Source organism: Halapricum salinum, from assembly GCF_004799665.1.
GTDB lineage: Archaea > Halobacteriota > Halobacteria > Halobacteriales > Haloarculaceae > Halapricum > Halapricum salinum.
Genome location: NZ_CP031310.1, coordinates 2,315,307 through 2,337,665 on the forward strand (window position 1 = coordinate 2,315,307; position 22,359 = coordinate 2,337,665).

A 22,359-nucleotide genomic window follows, 5' to 3' on the forward strand; every position below is an offset into this window, starting at 1 on the left:
CGGCGACAGTACCGACGCGAGACGAACGCGGCAGAGCGGGGGCAGGCCGATGAGCGACGACGAGCCGAGCACGGACGAGGTGATTCTCGCCGAACTGGCGAAAGTGATGGAGCCGATCGGCGACGCCGCCAACAACGGGACGGTCCCGGACCTTCTGGACGACATGGGCCTCACCGACGAGGTTCTGGACGTCAAAGTCGACGCCGTCGTCAGCGAGATCCAGAAGATCACCGGCGCCTACGCCACCCTGGAGTCGGCGATCATCGACCCGCTCTCGCAGGGCAACACCCCCGATTTCAGTAACGTCGACGAAGTGTTCGAGGCGGTCAAGGACATCTTCGAGACGATCAAGAATCTCGACGACATCGAGGCCCCGGACCCCGACGTCGACGCCATCGGCGAGCGCGTCTTCGACTACCTCCTTATCACGTACCTCGCCGACGAGCACCCGGCGGCCCACAGCCTGCTGGTCATCATCGGCGTCGTCAAGCCCGAGGCCGGCCCCGGAACGGTCGGCGACCTCGAACTCTCGGCGTTCGCCAACGTTTTCGCCAGCCCGAAAGACCTCGTCGGCGACCTCTTCAACTGGGGGAGTCAGGAGTTCGAACCCTATGTCGTCCTCTTCTACGTCAAAGGCGTCGTCAGCGCGCTCGGACTCGACGCCGCCTTCCAGGAGGCCGCCCAGGAGGTCCAGCAGGTCATCGACGGCCTCGACGGCGGGACCGGCGGTAACGGCGGCACTGGCGGCGGTAGTAGCGGTGGGAACGGCGGCACAGGCGGGACGGGAGGCGGCGGTAACGGCGGAACCGGCGGTGGTGGGGCAGGCGGCAACGGCGGAGGCGGTCCCGCAGTCACCGGCCCCTCCGCGGAGATCGCGAACAAACAGTTGAACATCAATGTCTTCACCGTCTCCGACAGCAGCGGGAGCGGCGAGATGGGGATCCACATCATCCCGGTACCGGGAGAGAACGATTCGCTTCCCGGACTGGCGATTCGGCCGTTCACCAGCGGGCAGGCCGAGGTCAGCGAGGATCTCGGTTCGGGGTGGTCGTTCAACGCGAAGGTGTCGGGCAATGCCAACTGGGCGATGAAGATCACGGCCGACACGAGCGGGAAGGTCGAGCCCGAAATGCTCGATCTCGACGCCTCCGCACCAGTGGCGCGAGAGGCCCACGCCGACGCGAGACTCACCTACGAACCATCAGGCGAGGCAGATATCACGCCGATCCTCGGGGACCCTTCGAAGACTGGAATCGGCGTCCGGTACTTCCAGACTCACGCGAAGATCGACTACGACGGCGAGACGGTCGTGTTCGTGGTCGAGATTCCCGCCCGCGGGCGGATCCAGGTCAAACCCGAAGGCGGCTTCCTGAAGAAGGTCGTCCCCGACGGCGTCGCCTACGACTTCGACGCCACGGTCGGCTGGTCGTCCGAATCCGGGTTCTACTTCGAGCGCGGTGGGACCCTGGAGATGTCCCTGGCCCAGCAAAAACAGCTGGGGCCGCTCCTCCTCGAGGAAATCTACGCCGCCCTCGAACCCGACAACGGCGGTGCCAGTTCAGGGGGCGGCGGGGCAGGTGCTGGCGGTGCTGGCGGAACAGGTGCTGGCGGTGGTGGAGGCGGCGGCGCTGGCGGTGGTGGAGGCGGCGGCGCTGGCGGTGGTGGAGGCGGCGGCGCTGGCGGTGGTGGAGGCGTCGATGCCGACGCGGACGTCGACGCCTCGGCGAGCGCGGACGTCGATCTCAAGGAAGGAACCGTCATCATTCAGGGTGCGGCCTCGGGAACCGTCGAACTCGGGCCGGTCAAGGCCACGGTCAAGCGGATGGGTGTCGAGGGCGAGGTTTCCTTCCCCGAGGACGGCGGGAACCTCGGTCCCGCACAGCTCGATATGGCGTTCAAGCCCCCGGAGGGCGTCGGCATATCGATCGAAGCCGGCGCGGTCTCCGGTGGCGGCTATCTGGAGTTCGACTACGAGAACGAACGCTACGCGGGAGTCCTCCAGATCAAGGCTGGCAGCCTGACGATCAACGCCGTCGGCTTGCTCACGACCGAACTCCCTGGTGGCGAGGACGGCTTTTCGCTCCTCCTCATCATCTCCGGGGAGTTCTCGCCCGTGCAGTTGGGCTTCGGGTTCACGCTCAACGGCGTCGGCGGCATCGTCGGGGTCAACCGCTCGATGAAGCGCAAGCCGCTGGGCAAGGCCGCCCGGACGGGGTCGATGGATTCCGTCCTCTTTCCACAGAACCCCGTCGCCAACTCCCAGCGGATCATCAGCGACCTCCGGGCGATTTTCCCGCCCAACGAGGGCACTCACGTCTTCGGCCCGATGGCCAGACTGGGCTGGGGGACGCCGACGCTCATCACCGCGGATCTGGCGGTCGTCCTCGAAGTCCCGACCTGGAAGATCGCACTGCTCGGGCGACTCTCGGCACTGCTGCCCGACGAGAAAGCGCCGCTGATCGAACTCAATCTGTCGGTCGCGGGCTTTCTGGACCCGCCGAACAAGCAGGTCGCGATCGACGCCTCGCTGTACGACTCACGGATCGTCATGTGGACGGTCAGCGGCGACATGGCGATGCGTTCGAACTACGGCGACGATCCGCGGTTCCTGCTGTCGGTCGGGGGCTGGAACCCCCGCTACGACCCGCCGAAGAACTTCCCCGAACTCAAGCGCGTGACGGCCAATCTGGGCGCGCCCGGCGGCAACCCCAAGATCGAGTTCACGGGCTACTTCGCCGTCACCTCGAACACCGTTCAGGCCGGTGCGGGCGTCCACGCCCTCGCGAAGGCCGGCCCCGCCAAGATCGAAGGCAAGCTGTCCTTCGACGCGCTGATCCAGTTCAACCCGTTCAAGTTCATCGTCGACTTCCACGCGTCGTTCTCGGTCACGATCAAGGGCAAGGGACTGTCGATATCGATCGATGGGACGCTCTCCGGGCCGGGGCCGTTCCGAATCAAGGGGACGATCAAGATCAACATCCTGTTCATCGAGATCAAGATCAAGGCTGACGTCACGATCGGGCCTTCGAAGGACAAAGAGGAGCTGCCGCCGGCTCGCGTCCTGCCGAAGATCGAGAAAGCGCTGAACAAGCCCGCCAACTGGACGGCCCAACTGCCGGAGTCGGGGGCGAGCTGGGCGACCTTCCGCGAAGTCGAAGCGGGCGAGGGTGAGGTGCTGGCTCATCCGATGGGCGAGATCGGCGTCAGACAGACGATCGCGCCGCTGCAGTACGAACTGGAGACGTTCGGCAACGCGACGCCCTCGGGGTACACGAACTTCGAGATCACCGACGTCACAGTTGAGGGATCGGCCGCGATCGACTTCGACGCGACCACGAAAGAGGACTTCGCGCCCGCGCAGTTCTCGAAGATGAGCGACTCGGAGAAGATGAACAGCCCCTCCTTCGAGAAACACCCCGCTGGCCGGAAGATGCGCCACGCGGGGATCTACTGTGGCTTCCCCGAGGGCAAGCGCGATCGCAACCGTCGCCAGACGAAGTTCGGCTACGAGTGTTCTGTCATCGACCGCACCAAGGACAACTGGGGGACCGACCTCGCAAAACTCGGCCGCTTCCGAGCTGAGGGTCTCTCTGCGATCTCGGGGATGACCAACGAGCAGGTGATGGCGCTCGCGGACGTCGGTGCTGTGGCCCACTCGCCGGCACGCAACGTCGGGAATCACCGGTTTCGGCTGAGCGAGATCGATCAGGCGATCGTCGATGCCGTCGACGGCGGTGCGGTCGCCACAGTGAGCGGAGACGACGGCGAGGAGTCGGTCGTCCGCGGCGGGAGCGATCCCGACACGGGCGGGCTGGCCGGCTCGATCTCGATGGGCCAGACCAGCTACGTCGTCGCCAGGGCGAGCGATCTCACGCAGGTCGACATCCCGACCGCCGACGGCGAGATGTCAAAATCACAGGCCCAGCGGGCGCTCTCGCGGTACGAGAGTCAGTTCCCGTCGGCCGCCGCCCAACTCCGGGTGGTCAAAGCCAGCCGGGCGACGACCGACGGTCAGGGGGGTGGGAGTCGATGAGCGCGACTCGTTGCCTGTCACGACCCGCCACTGCGGCGACGGAGGTTTCACATGAGTAATTCCACGTTCACGTTCTATCCGACTGTCAGAGAGGGGTATCGGCCATCCGAGACGTTCTCGAAATCCGGCGGGACGATCCCGGCGAGCGGGTCGGCACAGATCGATCTCGAACTGACTGCGACTGGACCCGAGGGGACGACCACGAAGAATCCGGGCGTCGAACTGACGCTCTATGGCCCGGGCGAGGTGACGAACCTCGACACCGACCAGATCGTCCGGATGGAACCCGAACCCGAGACGACGGCGTTCCCGCCGAACTACTTCCCGCTGGTCGAGTTCGACAGCCCGCAACTCCCGTGGCTGTTCAGCCCCCGGCGAGCAGACGGCAAGGGCCGCAACCGGCCGTGGCTGTGTCTCGTCGTCGTCGAGGTCCAGAACACGTCCTACAAGCCTGCGGGCACCGGGCCACTGCCGGTGCTGGAGACGCCGACCGACCAGTTGCCCGACGTCAGCGAGTCCTGGGCGTGGGCCCACGCACAGGTCGTCGGCAGCCACGACCCGGAGTCGGTGTTCGGCTCGCGCTCGACGGCCACGAAGTCACGACTGCTGTGTCCACGGAATCTCGACCCGAAGACCAAGTATCGCGCCTGCGTCGTGCCCACCTTCGAACCCGGCCGGAGAGCCGGGCTGGGGCTCGACCCCTATCCCGACGGACGAGGATCGATGGAGTTGGCCTGGGATGGGGAGGACTCGGTTCGCTTGCCAGTCTATCACTCGTGGGTCTTCACGAGTTCGGCACAGGGCGACTTCGAGTCGCTGGCGCGCGAACTCGACTCGGTCGAGTTCGGCCCGAACATCGGTTTCCGGCCGATCGACGTCAGCAACCCCGGTCCTGTGGACCTGAAACTGCCCTACGACGAGGCGACGGACACGGGAACGGTCGGAATCGGCGGCGCGCTGAAATCGATCGGCGCAGAGCCCGACACCTACGATTCGGACATGCGATCGGAACTCAGAGACCTTCTGAATACGCCCAACGACGTGGTCGAAGAGACCGACTACGGCGCGGTCGGCCCGCCGCTGTACGGCCGCTGGCACGCGGGTGTGCCCGAGCTGGAGGACCCTGACGTTGACACGTCGATCTACTACTATCCGGAGTGGTTCAACACGCTCAACAGCGACCCGCGAAACAGGATCGCCGCGGGCTATGGGACGCTGGTGATACAGAACGAACAGGAGCGGCTGATGACCAGCGCCTGGGAGCAGTTCGGCGACCTCGATATCGCCAATCGGTTCCTCAGACGGATTCAGCTCGGCAAGGGAATCCTCGAACTCCGCCACCGGAAGCTGGAGTCGTACTCGACGGGCTCGCTGCTCGGGATGAGTTCGCCCGTCCACGGGATGTTGCTCGACGTCGAGACTGGAACGAAGACGGTCCACGGCACAGCACTCGAAACGGACATGCCGACGCCACTGTCCTCGCCAGCGTTCCGGCGGATCACCCGCTCGAACGGTCCCCTGGCCCGCCGGCCGGGCACGTCGGTCGATTCGGCGACGTTCGCGACCCACCTCGAAACCGGCCGGATTCCGCGACTGACCGACGGCCTCTCGTTCAGCGCCGAGCAGATGCTGGCCGGGGATGGCGAGTCGGCAGGTGCGGCCGCTGAGGGGGCGATGCAACCAATGAGCGGATCACTGCACGCCGAGGCCGCCGGGAAGGAGGGTGCCGGCGCCCCGCCAGCGACACCGTTCGAAGACGACGAGGAGTTGCCCGAACCGGGGCCGGACATCGAGCGCGCGTGGTCGGCGCTGGATAGTCTGGACGCCCACGCCGGGACGGCCGACGGTGCAATCACCGACCTCTCGATGGCAGTGCGACGAAACGATATCGAGACCGTCCGGGACCTCGTCGAAACCGCGCCGACCGTGCTCGATCACTGCGAAAATCTCCGTCGAAACACGTTCGAGTCGCTCTCGCGAGCGGTCGCGAAGGTGCTGACCGAACCACGAGCCGAGCGCCTCGCCGATTCGTTCGATCGGGCGGCTGCCAACCAGCGCCTCCAGGCGCTCCATCGCGCCCAGCGCGAACTCGAAGGCGCAGTGCAAGCCGCGATGGCGTCGCTTGCGGCCGGCGACCCACCGCAGGAGATCCGACGGCACCTCGACAGAGCCAGCGAGGCCGTGAATCAACTCCAGGGTGCCAGTGAGGACCTCAGAGAGTCCATGGAGGGACGTCCCGCGACGACGATGCGGACGATGTCGATGACTGCCGGCGACGAGTTCCTCTCGGGTGAGACGGCACAGGTCCCGAAGATCGGCCAGTCGAAACCCAAACAGGTTGAATTGCCCTCGAAAGAAAAATTGCGAACGTCGGTCATCTCGGGGCTGGACCCGACCGTGACGCTGCCCGAGCATGCCGCCGAGGTCATTGGGATTCCACAACTGCGCCAGCGGGACGACCCCGTCGAGGACGTGATGGCCGCGCCGACGTTCACGGACACGACCTACGAACTGCTTGCCGAACTGAACCAGGAGTACTTCCTGCCGGGTGCGGGCGAGATTCCGAAAAACAGCATCGGTGTCCTGCAGACCAACCCCGAGTTCATCGAGGCGTTCATGACGGGACTGAACCACGAGTTCGCCCGCGAGCTCCAGTGGCGCAACTTCCCGACTGACCGTGCTGGGACGTACTTCCGGCGGTTCTGGGATCGCAAAGGCAACCCCAAAATCGACAGTGACGATCCCGAAAAACTGGCCGATATCACGCCGATTCACACCTGGGACGAGAACGCTCTCGGGATCAACAGCCCCCACGACAACCACGCGAAAGTCGTCCTGCTGATCCGCGGGGAGCTGTTGCGGCGCTATCCCAATACGGACATCTTCGTCGCGAAGGCCGTCGCCGAGGACAACCCCGACGAAGGCGAGGAGCCCGACCGCGTGCCGGCGTTGCCGAACACCCACGTCACCCGAGATGACGCTGGCGAGGACGTCAAGTTCCCCGTCTTCCGCGGGACGCTCGATCCGGACATCACCTTTTTCGGGTTCGACCTCTCGCCGGACGAGGCGCTGTACGACCCCTACCACGAGGGCGCGACGGAGCCGGACGACCACCCGGACGAGGGGTGGTTCTTCGTCCTGCAGGAACCGCCCGCCGAGACGCGCTTCGGGATGGACGTCGGGACCGAGGCGGATATCGGGCAGACGCCCTACGGAATCGTCTCCAGCGAGCCGGGAACGCCCCGAACCCCGAGCGAAGAACTCGAAGACGAGGTCGAGACCGGCTGGAGCGGACTCTCGTGGGCACACATCGTCGAGTCGGGTGAGGATCCCTCGTCGGTGACCCACGTCGACGTCGACGGCTCGCGTCCCGGCGCAGAGAACTGGTCCTACGACGCCGACGACGTGACGGACACGCCCCCGACGCGCTGGGGCTTCAACAGCGCGCACATGGCCCGTGCGACCTGGCAACTGCCGGTTCGAATCAGTATCCACGCAGACGACATGATCCCAGAGGAACCGCCGACAGACGAGACCGACTGGCGTAACGTGCAGATCGACACACCCGCGACGATCGTCGATCTCGGAGGGAATCTATGAGCACCAGCTCCTGGAGCGCGGTCGACGACGCCCGGGCCGCCTGGCAACGGGCCGACGACGAACTCCCGCGACTCCGCGCGGTCCACGGTGATCTCTCGACCACACTCGATGCCCTCGTGCGAAACAAACCAGAGAACGCGGCTGTGGCCGAAGCGATCGACTCCCTGCAACGGCTCGGCGGCGACAGCGACGACCGCCGGGGAGCGCTGGACTTTCTGACGAACCCAGTGCTGGACGGCGACCTAACTGTTCAGGCAGCCTTCCAGCAGGGGCGGGCCGTCACGACCGACGCCGACGCCGTGGCGAGCGCACTCGCCTCGTACGTCGACGGCGGCAGCTGGTCGGCCGTCGAGTCGGCAGTCACAGACGTCCTCCAGCCTTCTGGGGGCCCGATGGCGATCGACACGACGACGCTCGAACAGCTCGTGACGCTGTTCGGGATCGCGATCGAGGCCGCGATCGCTGCCCGCGAGACGCGAGCCGACACCCTCCAGAGCGAACTCGCGAGTGCGTACGCCGATATCGACGAGCCGCTGCCAGAGATGGACGACCAGCCCATCGCACTCTTGCCCGTGCGGATGGAGACGCGGTTCGTCGACGACGCGGGTGCGAAAGAGGACGACTTGACGCAGTTGCTCGTGCGGGTCTACCCCGACCAGATCCACGGCGACTCCCACGAGGAGGAGTTGACCGACGACGAGGTGCGCTGGGGGCAGAACTTCTGGGCGACGCTGTGGTACGCCCGCCACCCGGATCCGGACGTCGTCCCGAGCAACCCCTCGGACGCATACCTGCAGAATCGGCTGCCGAACCAGCGACTCCGGGAACTGGTCGCCGACATCGACCCGACTGATTTCTCCGAGGCCCATTACAAACGCTATCGCGAACTCAAGGAGCGAGCCTGGAAACAGCTACTCGATCGCTTCGGCCGCGAGCGGGCGGCCTACGTCGTCCACGCGCTCGAACCCGACGACGAGGAACTGGCTGGCGATCTGCTGACTCGCCCGCCCGCCCCACCGCAGCCACCGTCGGGTGGTGGGGGAGGGGGGCCGAACTGGATGTACCCCGGCGCGTTCGCCGAGCAGCTGGACACCGACGCCATCACCAGTCAGATCAGCGACGATCACCTTCTCGACCAGATCGGTGGCTCCGCCACACAGTTCGACGAGTCGTCACTGCAGGTCGGCGACGATTCGGTCGACCAGAGCGACGACACCACGACAACTACTGAGCGCTCGTCCGTCGACGAGGACCTGCGTGGCGATGGCGGCCAGACCACGGGCGAAACGGGCGACGACGGAGCCGAAGGCGAAAGCTCTCAGAGCGGATCTGACGCGGGTGATACCAATAAACTACCCACGAAGGTACCAGCACTCTCGTTCCCGGAGGTCCCGCGCCGGCCCGTCTCCTGGACCCAGCAGCCCCGGGCGGCCTTGCTGCCCGATCGCTGGATCGCGATCGCCGAGTGGGAGACTCCGAAGGGCAAGACCAAGCGAGCAGCCGTGGAGGGCGACCCAATCAGAGAGCCGCTGCCGATGGGTCCCAGCCCGGAGTCGGTCGCCGCAGAAGACCTCGCACGTCAGGCCAGCGACTCGCCAGCGCCGGACGGCACCGAGTGGATGGTCGACTTCGAGGAAGCCGAGAGCGTGGGGATGGGCATGCGGCTGCGGCTGTCGGGACTGTCCGGCTTCGACCCACACCGCGGTTTCTCGACGTTCACGGTGCTCGGTGTGAAGGCCTCGATGGACGCCGAGACTACTCCGGACGCGGTGACAGAGCTCCTCGACGCCCACCACTACACTGACGGGATCGAATTTCTCGAACAGGGGACACCGACCAACAATCACGACGAGTCCTCGGGCTACACAGCGAAAGACGACCCGCTGGAAAGCATGCAGATCGAGGCGGGCGAACCACTGGTCGAGACCGGCGACCGTAGCGACGGCGACCTGCTCGCGCGGGCGCTGGCGATCGACACAGACGAGGATCACGTCTTCGGGCACGTCGAGAACGCCGGCGGAACCCAGCAGCGAGACGCCCGCCACATGAACTCGGCGCTGTGGCCGGCCACGCTCGGCTACTTCTTCCAGGACCTGATGATCCACAACGACCTGACGGACAATCCGTCGATCTTCGGCGGCGGCATGCCCGAAAACCTCCAGGGCTCGCAACGCCGGGATCGACTCTCGCAGCTCATGCTGTGGCACGACGCCTACCGGAGACACTTCGTGCGCTACGTCCGCGGGCGAGGCCCCCTCCCGGCGCTCCGGGTCGGCCCACAACCCTATGGAATCTTACCCACGAAGGCAGTCGATACCGAGCGCGATATCTCGGTACTGGATCAGCAGGTGATCGCGGATCTGGAACTGGGTAGCCAGTCGGTCTCGGACCTCCAGCAACGCGGGACGGATCTGTCCACGCTGGTCAACGGCGGCGTCGAGCCGACGCTGTTGCTGGACGCGGGCGCGAAACCCGACGAGCTTCTCGATGCGGGCGCGTCGCCGGACGACCTGCTGGCCGGCGGCGTCGACCCGAAGACGATCGTCCAGCAGAGCGGCGTCGCGCCCGCCGCGCTGACCCAGGACGGGATCGGTCTGCTGAAGACCTCGCAAGCGACGCGCTCACGGCTGAAATCGGCCGGGGTGCCGGTCGACGAACTCGAACAGCAGGGACTCACCATCCGCGCACTCGTTCGTGGCGAAGTAACGGACGAACAACTCGCGGAGCGTGGGATCACCACGAAGGCGGTCGCCGAAGCACTACTCCCGCGACAGGCCAAATCCCTCGGGATCACCCCACAGGCGCTCGAACGCGCGGGTGTCACGCCCGGTGCGCTCCTGCGCGGCGAGATCACGACCGAGCAGGTCGAGAAATTAGGTCTCTCGACGCGGGCGGTCGCCGACGTCGTGTTACCACAGGCTGTGCGCGATCTGGGGATCACGCCAAAGACGCTCGAAGACGCCGACGTTTCGCCGGTCGACCTGCTCAACGGGCAGGTGTCGGCTGCGGATCTGGAGGCTGCGGGCGTGACCAGTGAGGCCCTTGCAGAGGCACTGTTGCCACAGGAACTGGTCGACTTCGGGATCACGCCCGAACAGGTTGGTCAGGCCGTCGGTGTCGAGCAGCTCTTCAACGGTGATCTGGGCGTCGAGGGCCTTCAAGAGGCTGGCCTGGATACCCAGAATCTCGCCGACGCCCTGCTGCCCACGTCGTTCCGCGACGCAGGGATCACGCCCGACTCCCTGGAGTCTGCGGGGATCACGCCCGCGGCAGTACTGTCGGGGAAGGTCTCGCCCGAAGACATCATCGAGGCCGGCGTGACCCCTGACGCGCTGGCCGAAGCCGGGATTCTGCCTGAGGCCTTCGCGGATGTGGGGGCGGTGTTCGGTGATCTGCTCTCGGCGGGACTGAAGCCCATGGAACTGCTCGAACAGGGACTCTCGCCGAAGGCACTGGTCGACGCCGGCGTCGATCCCCAGTTGCTGGTCGAGGCGGGCCTCGCGCCGAAGAAACTCGTCGACGCCGGGATGGACGTCGTCGAACTCGCGGCCAAGGGGACGATCCCGATCGCCGACCTGCTCGAAGCTGGTGCGTCACCGCAGGAACTGGCCCGGCTCGGCGCGGCCGTCGAGGACCTCTCGGGCGGTGAGATCCCGGCACAGGAACTCGTCCAGGCCGGATTCGCGGCCATGGATCTCCTCCAGGCCGGCGCGGACGCACTCGGTGTCGCACAGGGTGGGGCACGGCCGAGTCAGCTTCGCGACGCTGGCGTCGACGCCGGAACCCTCCGCGATGCGGGCAAGGCAGCCGGCTCGCTCCGACAGGCTGGCTACACTGCTGGGGAGTTGCTCGAGTCGAACTATACCGTCGAGGAACTGCTCAACGGCGGCTTCTCGCCGGAGGAACTCTCGGCGGCCGGCGTCGATCGAGCTGCCCTCGAAGGTACTGGCCGTGACGTGAGCGACCTGCTCGCTGCTGGCCATCCGCCCGAACAGCTCCGGGCGGAGGGCTACGGCCCAGACCAGCTCATGGAGGCAGGACTGGGCGCTGCCGGGCTCGTCGCCGCGGGCTACACTGCGGGCGAGCTCAAGGACGCGGGATTGTCGACAGACCAGCTCGTCGCCGCCGGGATGGAGCCGCGCGCGCTCCGGGCCGCGGGCGTCGATCCGAAATCACTGGCCGACGCAGGGGTCGACGCTCGCCGTCTCAAGGAGGCGGGAGCGAAGGCCGAGGACCTGCTGGATCACGGGTTCGACCCGCAGGAACTGCTCGACGCCGGCTTCAACTCGGTCGAACTCGACGTCGCCGGGGTCGACGTCGACCAGATTGCGACTGAAGTCGCCGAGGGCGAGGCCGGCGTCGACGAGGTCGCCGACGCTGCACTCGACGGAGTACAGTATGCGGCGACGGTGCTGGAAGACCCCGAGCAGGCCGAACGCGACCTCTACTCTTTCAGTTTCGACCCCGCGATTCCCAAGCTGCCGAAACTGGCTGACAGCGGCCCAGGGGACGGATCGGCCGGTTGGGGACAGGCCGGCCAGCCTGACGGCGGTGTCACGGCCGGCGTCCCGGTCGTCCGACCACTGTCGATCGACGACAAACTCCCGCGTGATCTGGAGAGCAGACTGGGCGGTCTCGGCGAACTGTGGGGCGATGCGGCTGCGGGCCTGCCGTTCGCGGGGCCGACCGACGAGAGCGGCGTCCTTGACGCACTCAAGCGCGAGGGTATCTCGGCGGATATCCGCCAGCAGACGATGGCCTTCTCGGCCGAATCGATCGACCACGCCGACCGCGTCAACGATTTGGTTCGCTACTGGTACGGCGGTGGCTCGCCGATCCGCGATCTGGTCTACGACATGTGCGAGGGCCGGATCGATCTCGACCCCCGGATCGGCCACTTCCGGCTGGAGGACATCTCCCGGGCGGAGATCAACGACTACGAGCCCTCCTCGGCGCGGGACATCCAGGAGTTCTACAACTACATGTTGACCTACAGCCGGCAGGGGACGATCGAACCGCACGAGATGGTCGACGCCGATATCGGCCAGTTCGTCGACATCCTGCTCGAATCGACGTTCTCGGAGGTCAAGATGCTCTCCCAGATCGAACTGATCAAGCCCGAGAACGTCGCGCTGAACGCCGACGCAATCGAGGATATCGATGACTGGGGCGGCATGACCGACGCCGAGAGTCGTCGAGCGATCGTCAACGCGCTCGAAGACGCCGACGATCCCACGGCGTTCGTGGACGAACTCGTGAAAAATGCCCGGGCGAACTTCCCCGGGCGGTCGAAGTACTACCAGTTCGCACAGAACCAGACCGAACACAACGACTCGGGGGCGCTGCGATCGCTGCTCAGATTGCTGTTGCAGTACGGGATGCTGCAGGAGTACGTCACGGCCCGCCGTCGGTTGGGGCTGGCCTACGACGACGTGCCCGCGGCCTGGCCGGACCCGGCCTACTACGGTCCGGGCGACGACGGCCCGCTGTCGACGTTGCGCGACGAGACCCCGACAGCGCTCGACGCGCATCCCAACATCGGGAGTCCGGAGCCGACGGTGTCGAACTACTCGAAGCACGGATTCACCTCGACGTACGACCGCTACGACTACGCCGACGCCCTCCAGGACGCGGCGCTGAACTACACGTCGACGACCTCGATCGACCCGCGGATGAGCGAGTTCACCGATAGCCTCGAATATCTCGGCGGCGTCGAGCCGGCCGAGATGGCGACGCTGGCCCGGGAGACGCTCGACCTCGCGAGCCACCGCCTGGACGCCTGGTGGACCTCGCTGGCTACGAAAGACCTGTTCGAACTCCGGGAGTCTCAGGGCAGCTACGATACCGAGGCCGGCTTCGACCACGAGCAGTGGAGCGGCGGCGGCAGCGACGCCCCTCGTGCGACGCTCGATCCCGGACTGCTGTCGAACGTCACGTTACCCGAGGGGGGCTTCGGCGGGGCTGGAACGTCGCGTGGCTCGGGCGGCGGCGAGGCCACGGGCTCGGTCGGTACCGACGTGTCGACGGACATCGAAGCCGACGTCTCGAACGTCGATACCGACGTCTCAGGCGGCGATTCCGGCGGGAGCGACAGTTCCGGCGAGACCGTCCAGACACAGTTCGACCCCGCGGCGATCGCGAACATGGACATCAGGATTTCGCGTGGTGGGACCGACGACGACTCCCGATCCGACGGCGGCTTCCGTGGTTTCGACAGCGACCTCGGCAACGTGTCTGGAAGCAGTGACACCTCCGGGGAGCGTAGCGGCACCAGCGACCAGCAGTCCGGTGGTTCCCAGGGCGGGACGATCGATCTCGACGCGCTTCGAGAGGGTGGACAGATCGCGACCAGAGAGCAGTTGACCGATACCTCGATCCTCTCACCCCGGGTCAAATCGGATCCCGGGCTGTACGTCGGGGGCTACGGCTTCGTCGAGGATCTCTCGGCGGACGTCGAAGGCAGAGACGGTCCCCAGTACGTTCACGCACCCTCCGAACAACACGCGACGACCGCAGCGGTGCTGCGCAGCGGCTACGAGGCCCACGAGGCCGACGAGGGCGAGAACGTGCTAGCGATCGATCTCTCGGCCGATCGCGTCCGTGCGGGGCTGCGACTCATCCGAGGTGTCCGTCGCGGCCAGTCGCTGGCGGAACTGCTGGGCTATCGCTTCGAGCGTCGCCTCCGCGAGGAAACGCTGGAGAGTGACGCCGACGTGATGCAGTACGCCCACGTCTTCCGGACGGCGTTCCCGGCGAAGATCGGCAAACTGACTCGCCCCGACGAGTCCCAGATCCAGGGCAAGACCGAGGGCCAGCAAGACCTCGCCAAGCGTGACGTCGTCGACGGGCGCAAACTCGTCGAGAACTGGGACGACTATCCGTTCGGCCACGGCGAGGAACTACCGGCAGTCGGCTCGGAGGACTACGACGCTATCGACGCCATCGTCGCCGAGTTGACCGACGACGTCGACGCGGCCGGGGACCTCCTGACTGCCGAGAGTGTCCATCAACTCGGCCAGGGCAACTACGAGGCGGCCGGTGGATCGGTGTCAGCGCTGGCCGACGGCGATCCCCTGCCGGACCCGGATATCGCGCGGACGCCGCGCAGCCAGACCGGGTTGACCCATCGCCAGTGTCTCCTGTTCGGGACACCCGCCGTCCAGAGTGGCGCGAGCCCACGCTCGGCGGCCGAGCCGGCACTGGCGGCTTGGATCGAGGAACTGCTGCCAGCGCGCAGTGACGTCGAGTGTCTGGCGACCTACCGCTGGACCGAGACCACCGTGGATCAGGACGGCACCCAGATCGAGACCGAGCAGACCCACGAGACGAACGTCGCGCTCTCGGATCTCGATCTGGGATCGCTCGACGTGCTGTTGCTGTTCGGTGCGGAGCGCCAGCCGGCCCGTTCGGAACTCGAACAGCGCCTCGTCTACGCACTGGTGCGGGATCGGCCGACCAGTCCAGCCGTACCCGCCGACGCCGAGATCGAACTCGAACTCACCGAGACCGTCTCCCCTGGTGCGGTCGCGATGGCCGACCTGCTCGAACTGGCGCGCAGTCTACGTGAACTCGTCCAGACGGGCCGACCCGCGACTGCGGAAGATCTCGCTCATCCGACCGACGCCCGCGGTGAGGGCTACGACGTCTCGACGGCCGACACGCTCGAAACCCGAGCGAATACCGCGCAGGACCGGCTGCTCGACGTCGCGGAGCAAATCGACGAGCGACTCTCGGTGCTGGACAGCGATCACGCCGTCGGCGACGGTGTCGACGACCTGCTGGCGACCCAGACTGCCAGTGCCGACGGCGGACTGCCCGGCGGCGACCCTGGCGGGTCCTGGGGTGGTCTCGGCGGTGGCGTGACCCTCCCCGGTGAGACCTCGCCAGTCTCGGACGTGGCCTTCAGGATTCCCGAGCCGACGGTGACCGAGCAGGCGACCGATCTCGTCGACGCGATCGAGGCTGTCGACGACGAGGTCCCGCTGGCCGACGCCGAGACGACGACGACTGGAATCGACGCCGGTGCGATCCGATCCGAACTGTCGACACTGCTGGATACCCTGCCCGCCGGGCTGGCCAATCCGAACGCCGTCCGGGCTGACGTCACCGTCGAATCTGAGAGTGGGCAGTCTATCTCGGGTGTCCTCGGCCAGCCAGTCACCGTTCCCGAGGTTCCAGATGCGGACGAAGAGGACGACGGCGGCGATGGCGACACGGGCGACGATGGTGACACGGGTGAGGACACCGCTGGCGGTGCTGCAGGCGGCGCCCCGATCACCTGGCTCCCGCCGGGTGGCCAGCTGGAGACGTCGATCCCCGACGCGACGTTCGAGCAGCCCGAGTCGACCGTTGACATGGCTGACCTCCCGGAGACCGACTACGCGGGGACGACCTACTACGCCGAGAACCTAGAGTCAGTCACGATCGTCGGCAGCGCGCTCGGCGTCGGCGGTTCGGACCAGGGTAGTGAGAGCGACAGTGACGACACGTCGGGCGGTGACGACTCGACCGGCGAGTCGGGTGACGATTCCGAACCCCAGATCGACTGGTCGACGGCGACGGCGACCGTCCGAGCGTGGGGGACCGACGGTCTCTCGTGGTTCGAGCGTGAGACGACGGTGACGCCGGACGTCGACGGCTCGTTCAGCGTCGATTTCGACTTCGGTGGTGTCGACGCGGGGACGCCGTTCCAGATCGTCGCCACCGTCGACGGAACGGTCGTCTACAGCGCGACTGGTCGCGTCGTCGACGACGAGCTGAGCACGACCGCACAGTCAACTCTCGAAAACGACTGCCCGAACCTCCGGCAGTTGCTCTGGCTCCGCGCCCGCCAGGAGCTGTTCGATACGGCCGGCGGTGCGAGCGGTTCGCTGGCGGGCGCGCTCTCGATGGCGGAGTTCGACGCAATCCAGGCCGAGCGCGACGCGGCCGACCCATCCGCGACGCCGATCACGACAGACGACATCGCTGCCGTCGACGACCTGCTCGCCGTCGAGGGGATCGATCCCGCGGGGCTGGCTGGCCACTTCGACATGGCTGTCGGGCCGATCAGCAAGCTCGGCCTGGACCGGATCGTCGACGTCACCGGCGAGGGCGGGCCAGACGACGCGCGCTTCTGGTACGGGCCGACCACCTCGTTGAGCGACGTGCGAGCCCGAATCTCGCGGACGCTCGCCAACCCGGCGCTGTACAACGCCGGGGCCGCGCCGTGGCTGCTGTCGTATCATCACGATTCGGCGGCCGTGTTGCACGGGATGGACGGCGGCGAGCAGGTCGCAGCCTACCTCGACGCCTTCCTCTCGGGTCCGCCGTGGGTCCTGCGATACATCGACGAGCACGTCGACGAGCCGGTGACGCTACTCGAAGAACTGACCGCGTGGCTCTACGACCCGGCCTCGGTCGAGAATCCGGGCGACCTGCCGACCGCGCTGCACGACCTGGCTAGCGTCGTCACCGATCTGCCCGCGCTCGCGGTGCTGTTCGAGGGGCTGGCGACGGTTGATGACAACACTCATCTCGAGACGTTCAAGATCCACCTCCAGGGGCTGGCCTCGACGATGGGCGGCGGGCCGCCTTCGATGCCCGATGCGTCGACCGCGAAGGCGACTTTCGACGCCGACGCCTCCGCGGCGACCACGGATCTCGCGAGCGACGCCCACAGCGTCGCGACGACGATCGATCCAGTTGTGGAAAGCGAGGCCGATCGATCCGTCCGCCGGATCGTCCTCGAACGCCTCCGCCAGCCGATGACCGTCGCGGCCTCCTACGGCGTCTTCGGGAGCACCCCGCGCAGTCCCGACGGCGGCGCGCCCGAGGACGAGGCCGCACTGGTCGAACAGGCCCGGGCGCTGCTGGAACGACTCCGGGCGCGCCTGGAGGAGGCCGCGCCGCTGGACCCACGCGCGGCGACCGACGGTGGGACACAGCCGCCGGCCCAGCGCGTCGAGGCCCAGACCGACCGCTTGCAGGCGCTGTTCGGCGAGGACTTCACCGTGCTGCCGCCGTTCACGCCCTCGAACGGCCCCGAACTGGCGACGACGTTCACCGACGACGGGCTGATCCCCGACGGGCACGCGATGGCGGCGGAGACGCTGCTCCAGCGGAGTGCGACGTTCCGCGAGACGGTCGCTGACTTCCGGGAGGCCCGGACCTACGCCGAGGCCATCGCGGGGACGCTGACCGAACCGTTGACCGTCGGACAGGTCCCCTACGAACCCGGGGACACGTGGGTCGGGGTCGACGACGCCGATCCCGACGCGGGCAAGCTCTCGCTGGTCGCACAGTTCGGCCCCGATCTCACGCCCGGAGCCGTCGACCAGCCGATCACCGGACTGTTCCTCGACGAGTGGTCCGAAGCCATCCCGGCCGATAGCGAGACGTCCGGGGTCGCGCTCAACTACGATGACCCCGGGAATCGGCCGCCACAGTCGGTGCTGGTAGCGACGCCGCCCGACGACGGCTGGACGCTGGACGACCTGGCCGCGACGGTCGCGGAGACGGGCGAGTACATGAAACGCCGGGCGGTCGATCTGGGCGATCTCGACGACCCCTCGTATCTGTTCCCGGGGCTGTACTTCGCGCGCCAGCAGGATCCGACGCCGGAGACGCCGACGGTCGCCTTCGAGATGCTCGACTGGTACGACCGGCAACTGGAGTACACACTCTTGCGACCACAACTGCAGGTCGAACTCCAGGGGGTGTTCTTCGATGGCTGACCGGACCGTCTGGTCGCGACTCGAACCCCGGCCCCGACGAGACGAGATGCCCGACGCGCTTCGCGCGCCGATCCGCGACCCGCTGTGGATGCTCTCCCGGCAGTGGCAGGTCAGCGAGTTCCAGGGCGAGGACGCCGGCTCACCAGTGCGCGTCGACGTCGATATCGCCGAGGATCGACTGACGCGCGTCGATCTCGAGGGCGGCGGTCGCGGCGGCGAGGACGGACCAGCAGGCCCGTTCGACTACGACGGCGGCCCCCTGGAGGCGATCGTCGAACGCGAGCCGGTCATGACCGACGACGATGTCCTGACCGAGCCAGCCGACCAGCCGGGCGAGGGCCCGACGCTGCGCCGCCGCGCGGAAGCCGGCCAGCAGTTCCGGCGGACGCTGGCCGAGGCCGGCTACGGCGAGTTCGCACCCGCCGACTTCGACGACGACCTCGTTCTCGACGTGCCTGACCAGCCACTGGAGTCGAGTGACCGCAGATACGTCGAACTCGTCGGCGGCCGGACACTGGACGGCGCGAAGGTCGCGCGGGCGATCCGCTCGGCGGTCGGCAACATCGACGCCGTCGTCGCGGGCGAGGCGAGTTCGTGGTCCGGCGTCAGCGCCGGGGCGCTGCCCGTGCCGACCGGAGAGTCCCGGACCGGGGCGTTCGACGAGTGCGTCGAGGAGTTCTACGCGTGGTACGTCGACCTCTACGACGAGCCCACAGTCGAAACGGGGTCGGCGTGGGATCCGACCCGGCTCGAATATCGATTCTCGGTGACGACGGGCGCCGGAAACACCGAGACGGTGTTCGAAGCGCCGGAGTACAAGGGCGGCCACCTCGACTGGTACGCCTTCTCGACGCCCGAAGACGCCGAGAGTCTCGGGACGCCCGACGAGGGCGGGACGCCGGCCGAAGGCGCGCTCACCGAGGACGGCCAGCTCGACGTGCCGGATCTGACGGGCCTCGACACGTCTCAGGAGGTCGGGATCGGCGACCTCGCGAACATGCCGCTGAACCTCTCGACGATCAATCGGTCGAAGACGCTGCTGCCGACGCAAATCTCGTTCCCGGGGATGCCCGCCAATCGCTGGTGGGAACTGGAAGACGGCACCGTCGACATCTCTCAGGCGACTGACGAGGGCTCGAGTCTGGCCCGGATGCTCCTGGTCGAGTTCGCGGCCCAGTACGGCAACGACTGGTTCCGGATCGACCTCGATACGCCGGTCGGGACGCTCACGCGGCTGACCGATCTGACGATCACCGATTCGTTCGGCCTGACCGAGACGGCCGAGCCGGCGCGAGACGACGACTGGAACCTCTACATGCACGATCTTCCGGACCACGACGAGCCGGGACTGTTCGTGCCGCCGACGCTCGCGGATTCACGGACGAGCGAGCCGGTCGAGAAGGTCGTCTTCGCCCGCGACGAGACGGCGAACCTCGCGTTCGCGCTCGAACGGATCGTCGAGAGCCCGACCGGACAGGCCCTCGATCGGACGGAGTTCCAGGTTCCACGCCTGGAGATCGACCGTGTGTCCGCTGCCGAGGAACCGGACGAGGAGTACGTCGAACTCGCTAATTCGGGTGAAGACGAGCTCGTGATCGACGGCCACGAACTCCACACCGAGAGCGACGGCTCGCTGAGCGAGGTCCACAGCTTCGGCCAGCGGACGCTCGACGCTGGTGAGACGATCCGTGTATACACTGGCGTCGCGCCCGACGCAGACGACGTGAGTGCCGGGAAGGGAGCCTCGGCCTGGACCGACGCCGAGGCCGTCGTCGTCCAGGACGGCGACGGCAGTACCGTCGCCAAGCGACTGCTCGCCCGGCCCAGCGACGCGCTGGCGGACTACCGGCTGTCGACGGACGTGCCGGACTACTGGTTCCCGTTCACCCCTGAGCAGGGCTGGAACTTCAAACTCGAACGCGCACTCCTGCTCGACGCTTCGACGCTCGGGCTGGACATCGATGAGATCCCGCGCCCCCTCGGGGAGATCCTGCGGCCCGAGGACGAACTCCTGCCGCCCGGGGAGGACACCTACCTGATCCACGACGAGGAGATCACCCGCAGCGGTCGCGAGGTCACCCGGCACTATCAGCACGCCCGCTGGACCGACGGCGCGAGCCACCTCTGGAGTTCACGACAGAGCCGCGTCGGCGACACCCAGCTATCGAGCGGCCTGCGCTTCGACGTGCTGGACGAGCGGGAGTGACAGTCAGTTTCCACCGGGGAGCGGATAGACCAGACTGTACGCGTCTCCGAGTGACAGATCGGTCAGATCCTGCGTGAGTTTCGCCGTCTCGAACGACCCTGTCACCTCGACGGTGTTCGAAGAGACCGAGTGATCGACGCCGCTGACGTCGTGTGCTTCGACGTCGGTCAGCAACTGCTCGACGGCCTCCGTTTCGGGCTCGCCGTCGACGAGATAGACGAAGTCGAAGGTGGTCGTCTCGCCCTCGACCGTCATCGCCTGACCGAACCACGTCCCGGTCGTGAGGCTGCTCGTCTCGCTCTCGTCGTACCGGTAGTCGATGTAGAGCCGACCGTACGTCGCCGTCCCCAGCGCGTCGACGAGGCGTGCGAACGCGTCGCTCGTCTGCGTGGCTCCATCGGTCGCGCCGCTGTTGACGTCGATGAGCGTCTTCGCCCCCTCGACCGACTGGGTGAAAAGCATCGCCGAGGCGTCGACTGCGTAGGTGTACTCCTGCTCGTCGGCGACGACGAACTCGTACCCACTGTAGGAGTCGGCTCGGGACCACTCTTCGAGAGACGTGAACTCGTCCACGAAGGCCTCGGCGTCGAAGGAGCCGGTCAAGATCATCGTGCCGTTCGTGGTGATCAGGCCGTCGGTGTCGTTGGTCGACACACCGCCGACATCCGGACGATACTCCTCGATCAGCGAGTCGAGGTCGTAGGACAGCGCAGCCTCGTGATCACGCAACTGATCGTAGTGCTGGAAATTGGCGATCGTCGACTCGAAACCGTGGAGCGCCCCAGCCTCCGGGACCCACGTCGCGTAACCTGTCCGGCTCCCTCCTAAGTCAGACCCGCTCGACAGCAGTCCACACCCACTCAGCGCCGCCGCACCTGCGACGCCACCGGCGCGTAATACACCCCGTCTGGAAACCGCTCGATCCACCATACAGCCGGGGTATGGTTTGTGAGGGTTATACGTTCCTATCGACTTTCACTTTCTCGAGTCGGGTCGCGAGCGCCAGGAACGTTGCGAGGATCGTCAGCACCACTGCACACGCAGCCGCCAGGTCGTGGGCCGCCACCGAGTGATCGTAAGCGCGACCAGCCGCCGTCGTCACGACCGGTTCGGCGCGCAGCCAGGTGTGGTGCGGTCCGTCGAGGATGGGCCAGAAGTAGTCGACCACGTCGTTGAACCCGTACCACGCGACCGCGACGGCCACCGCCGGGACCGAGAAGCTGGCGTAGCGGTGGATCAGGAAGGCCTCGACGGCCATCGCGAGGTGGCTCCCGATCAAGAAGAGATAGAGCCACAGCGCGATCCCTTCGGGACCGTTGAGCGCGAGCTGGACGTACGGCGTCCACAGCCCGAGCTTGATACAGCCGAAGAAGGCCAGCGCGTGCAGCCAGTCGGCCTCCCAGCCGAGCTTCCAGGCCGCGAGCGAGAGCCCGATGAACATCGTCGCGGCGGGGCTGTCGGGGATCAGGACCCACGCTTCCAGTGGGGCGGCTCCGAGTTGTCCTTCGAGTGCAATCGACGTCGGCTGGCCGGCATAGTACCAGAACCCAAAGAGCGTCCCCACGAGATTCACGAGGACGATCGGCCACGCCAGTCGCAATCCGATGTCTTCGAGCCACTTCGGAAGGGGGGCGACGTATCGAGGCAGTCTCTCGGACGCGGGCAGATCTGCGTCGAAATACCGTGCGACCAGCCGCTCGATCCGCCGACCGACTCCCGATGCCATGTCTCGCTACTCCGGACGCCCCCGACTAAACGATAGCGAAAGCCACAGTCGATCGAATTAAAATATTACTGACAGGAGA

The 22,359-nt window shown here is 66.8% G+C and carries 6 protein-coding genes; 4 read left to right on the top strand and 2 right to left on the bottom strand.

What is annotated here, in order from left to right:
• Nucleotides 1–49 precede the first annotated feature (49 nt).
• The 4 genes from DV733_RS16970 to DV733_RS11430 are packed head-to-tail and all read left to right on the top strand — an operon-like array spanning nt 50 to nt 20,554.
• Nucleotides 50–4,033, top strand: a complete 3,984-nt coding sequence (locus DV733_RS16970; protein WP_049994575.1) for a DUF6603 domain-containing protein — start codon at nt 50–52, stop codon at nt 4,031–4,033.
• Nucleotides 4,034–4,084: 51 nt separating this feature from the next.
• A complete protein-coding gene (locus tag DV733_RS11420; RefSeq protein ID WP_049994574.1) occupies nt 4,085–7,633 on the top strand; it encodes a hypothetical protein in 3,549 nt (1,182 codons plus the stop codon).
• Nucleotides 7,630–18,348: a hypothetical protein gene (locus tag DV733_RS11425; RefSeq protein ID WP_049994573.1), complete on the top strand. Its 10,719-nt coding sequence runs from the start codon at nt 7,630–7,632 to the stop codon at nt 18,346–18,348. The genes DV733_RS11420 and DV733_RS11425 overlap by 4 nt, the downstream gene beginning before the upstream one ends.
• A complete protein-coding gene (locus tag DV733_RS11430) occupies nt 18,341–20,554 on the top strand; it encodes a lamin tail domain-containing protein (RefSeq protein ID WP_049994572.1) in 2,214 nt (737 codons plus the stop codon). Before DV733_RS11425 ends, DV733_RS11430 begins: the two co-directional genes overlap by 8 nt.
• A gap of 3 nt (nt 20,555–20,557) precedes the next feature.
• Here DV733_RS11430 and DV733_RS11435 read toward each other — a convergent pair whose 3' ends face one another.
• The gene (locus DV733_RS11435) at nt 20,558–21,484 is read right to left on the bottom strand and encodes a hypothetical protein (RefSeq protein WP_049994571.1); all 927 of its coding nucleotides are present in this window, start codon (nt 21,482–21,484) and stop codon (nt 20,558–20,560) included.
• A gap of 25 nt (nt 21,485–21,509) precedes the next feature.
• On the bottom strand, nt 21,510–22,280 hold the full coding sequence (locus DV733_RS11440; protein ID WP_049994570.1) for a DUF1405 domain-containing protein: 771 nt from the start codon (nt 22,278–22,280) through the stop codon (nt 21,510–21,512).
• Nucleotides 22,281–22,359 lie beyond the last annotated feature (79 nt).

Coding starts and splice junctions, on each gene's coding strand:
- DV733_RS11435 (WP_049994571.1), bottom strand. CDS start 21,484: ATGGTGGATCGAGCGGTTTCCAGACGGGGTGTATTACGCGCCGGTGGC.
- DV733_RS16970 (WP_049994575.1), top strand. CDS start 50: ATGAGCGACGACGAGCCGAGCACGGACGAGGTGATTCTCGCCGAACTG.
- DV733_RS11440 (WP_049994570.1), bottom strand. CDS start 22,280: ATGGCATCGGGAGTCGGTCGGCGGATCGAGCGGCTGGTCGCACGGTAT.
- DV733_RS11430 (WP_049994572.1), top strand. CDS start 18,341: ATGGCTGACCGGACCGTCTGGTCGCGACTCGAACCCCGGCCCCGACGA.
- DV733_RS11425 (WP_049994573.1), top strand. CDS start 7,630: ATGAGCACCAGCTCCTGGAGCGCGGTCGACGACGCCCGGGCCGCCTGG.
- DV733_RS11420 (WP_049994574.1), top strand. CDS start 4,085: ATGAGTAATTCCACGTTCACGTTCTATCCGACTGTCAGAGAGGGGTAT.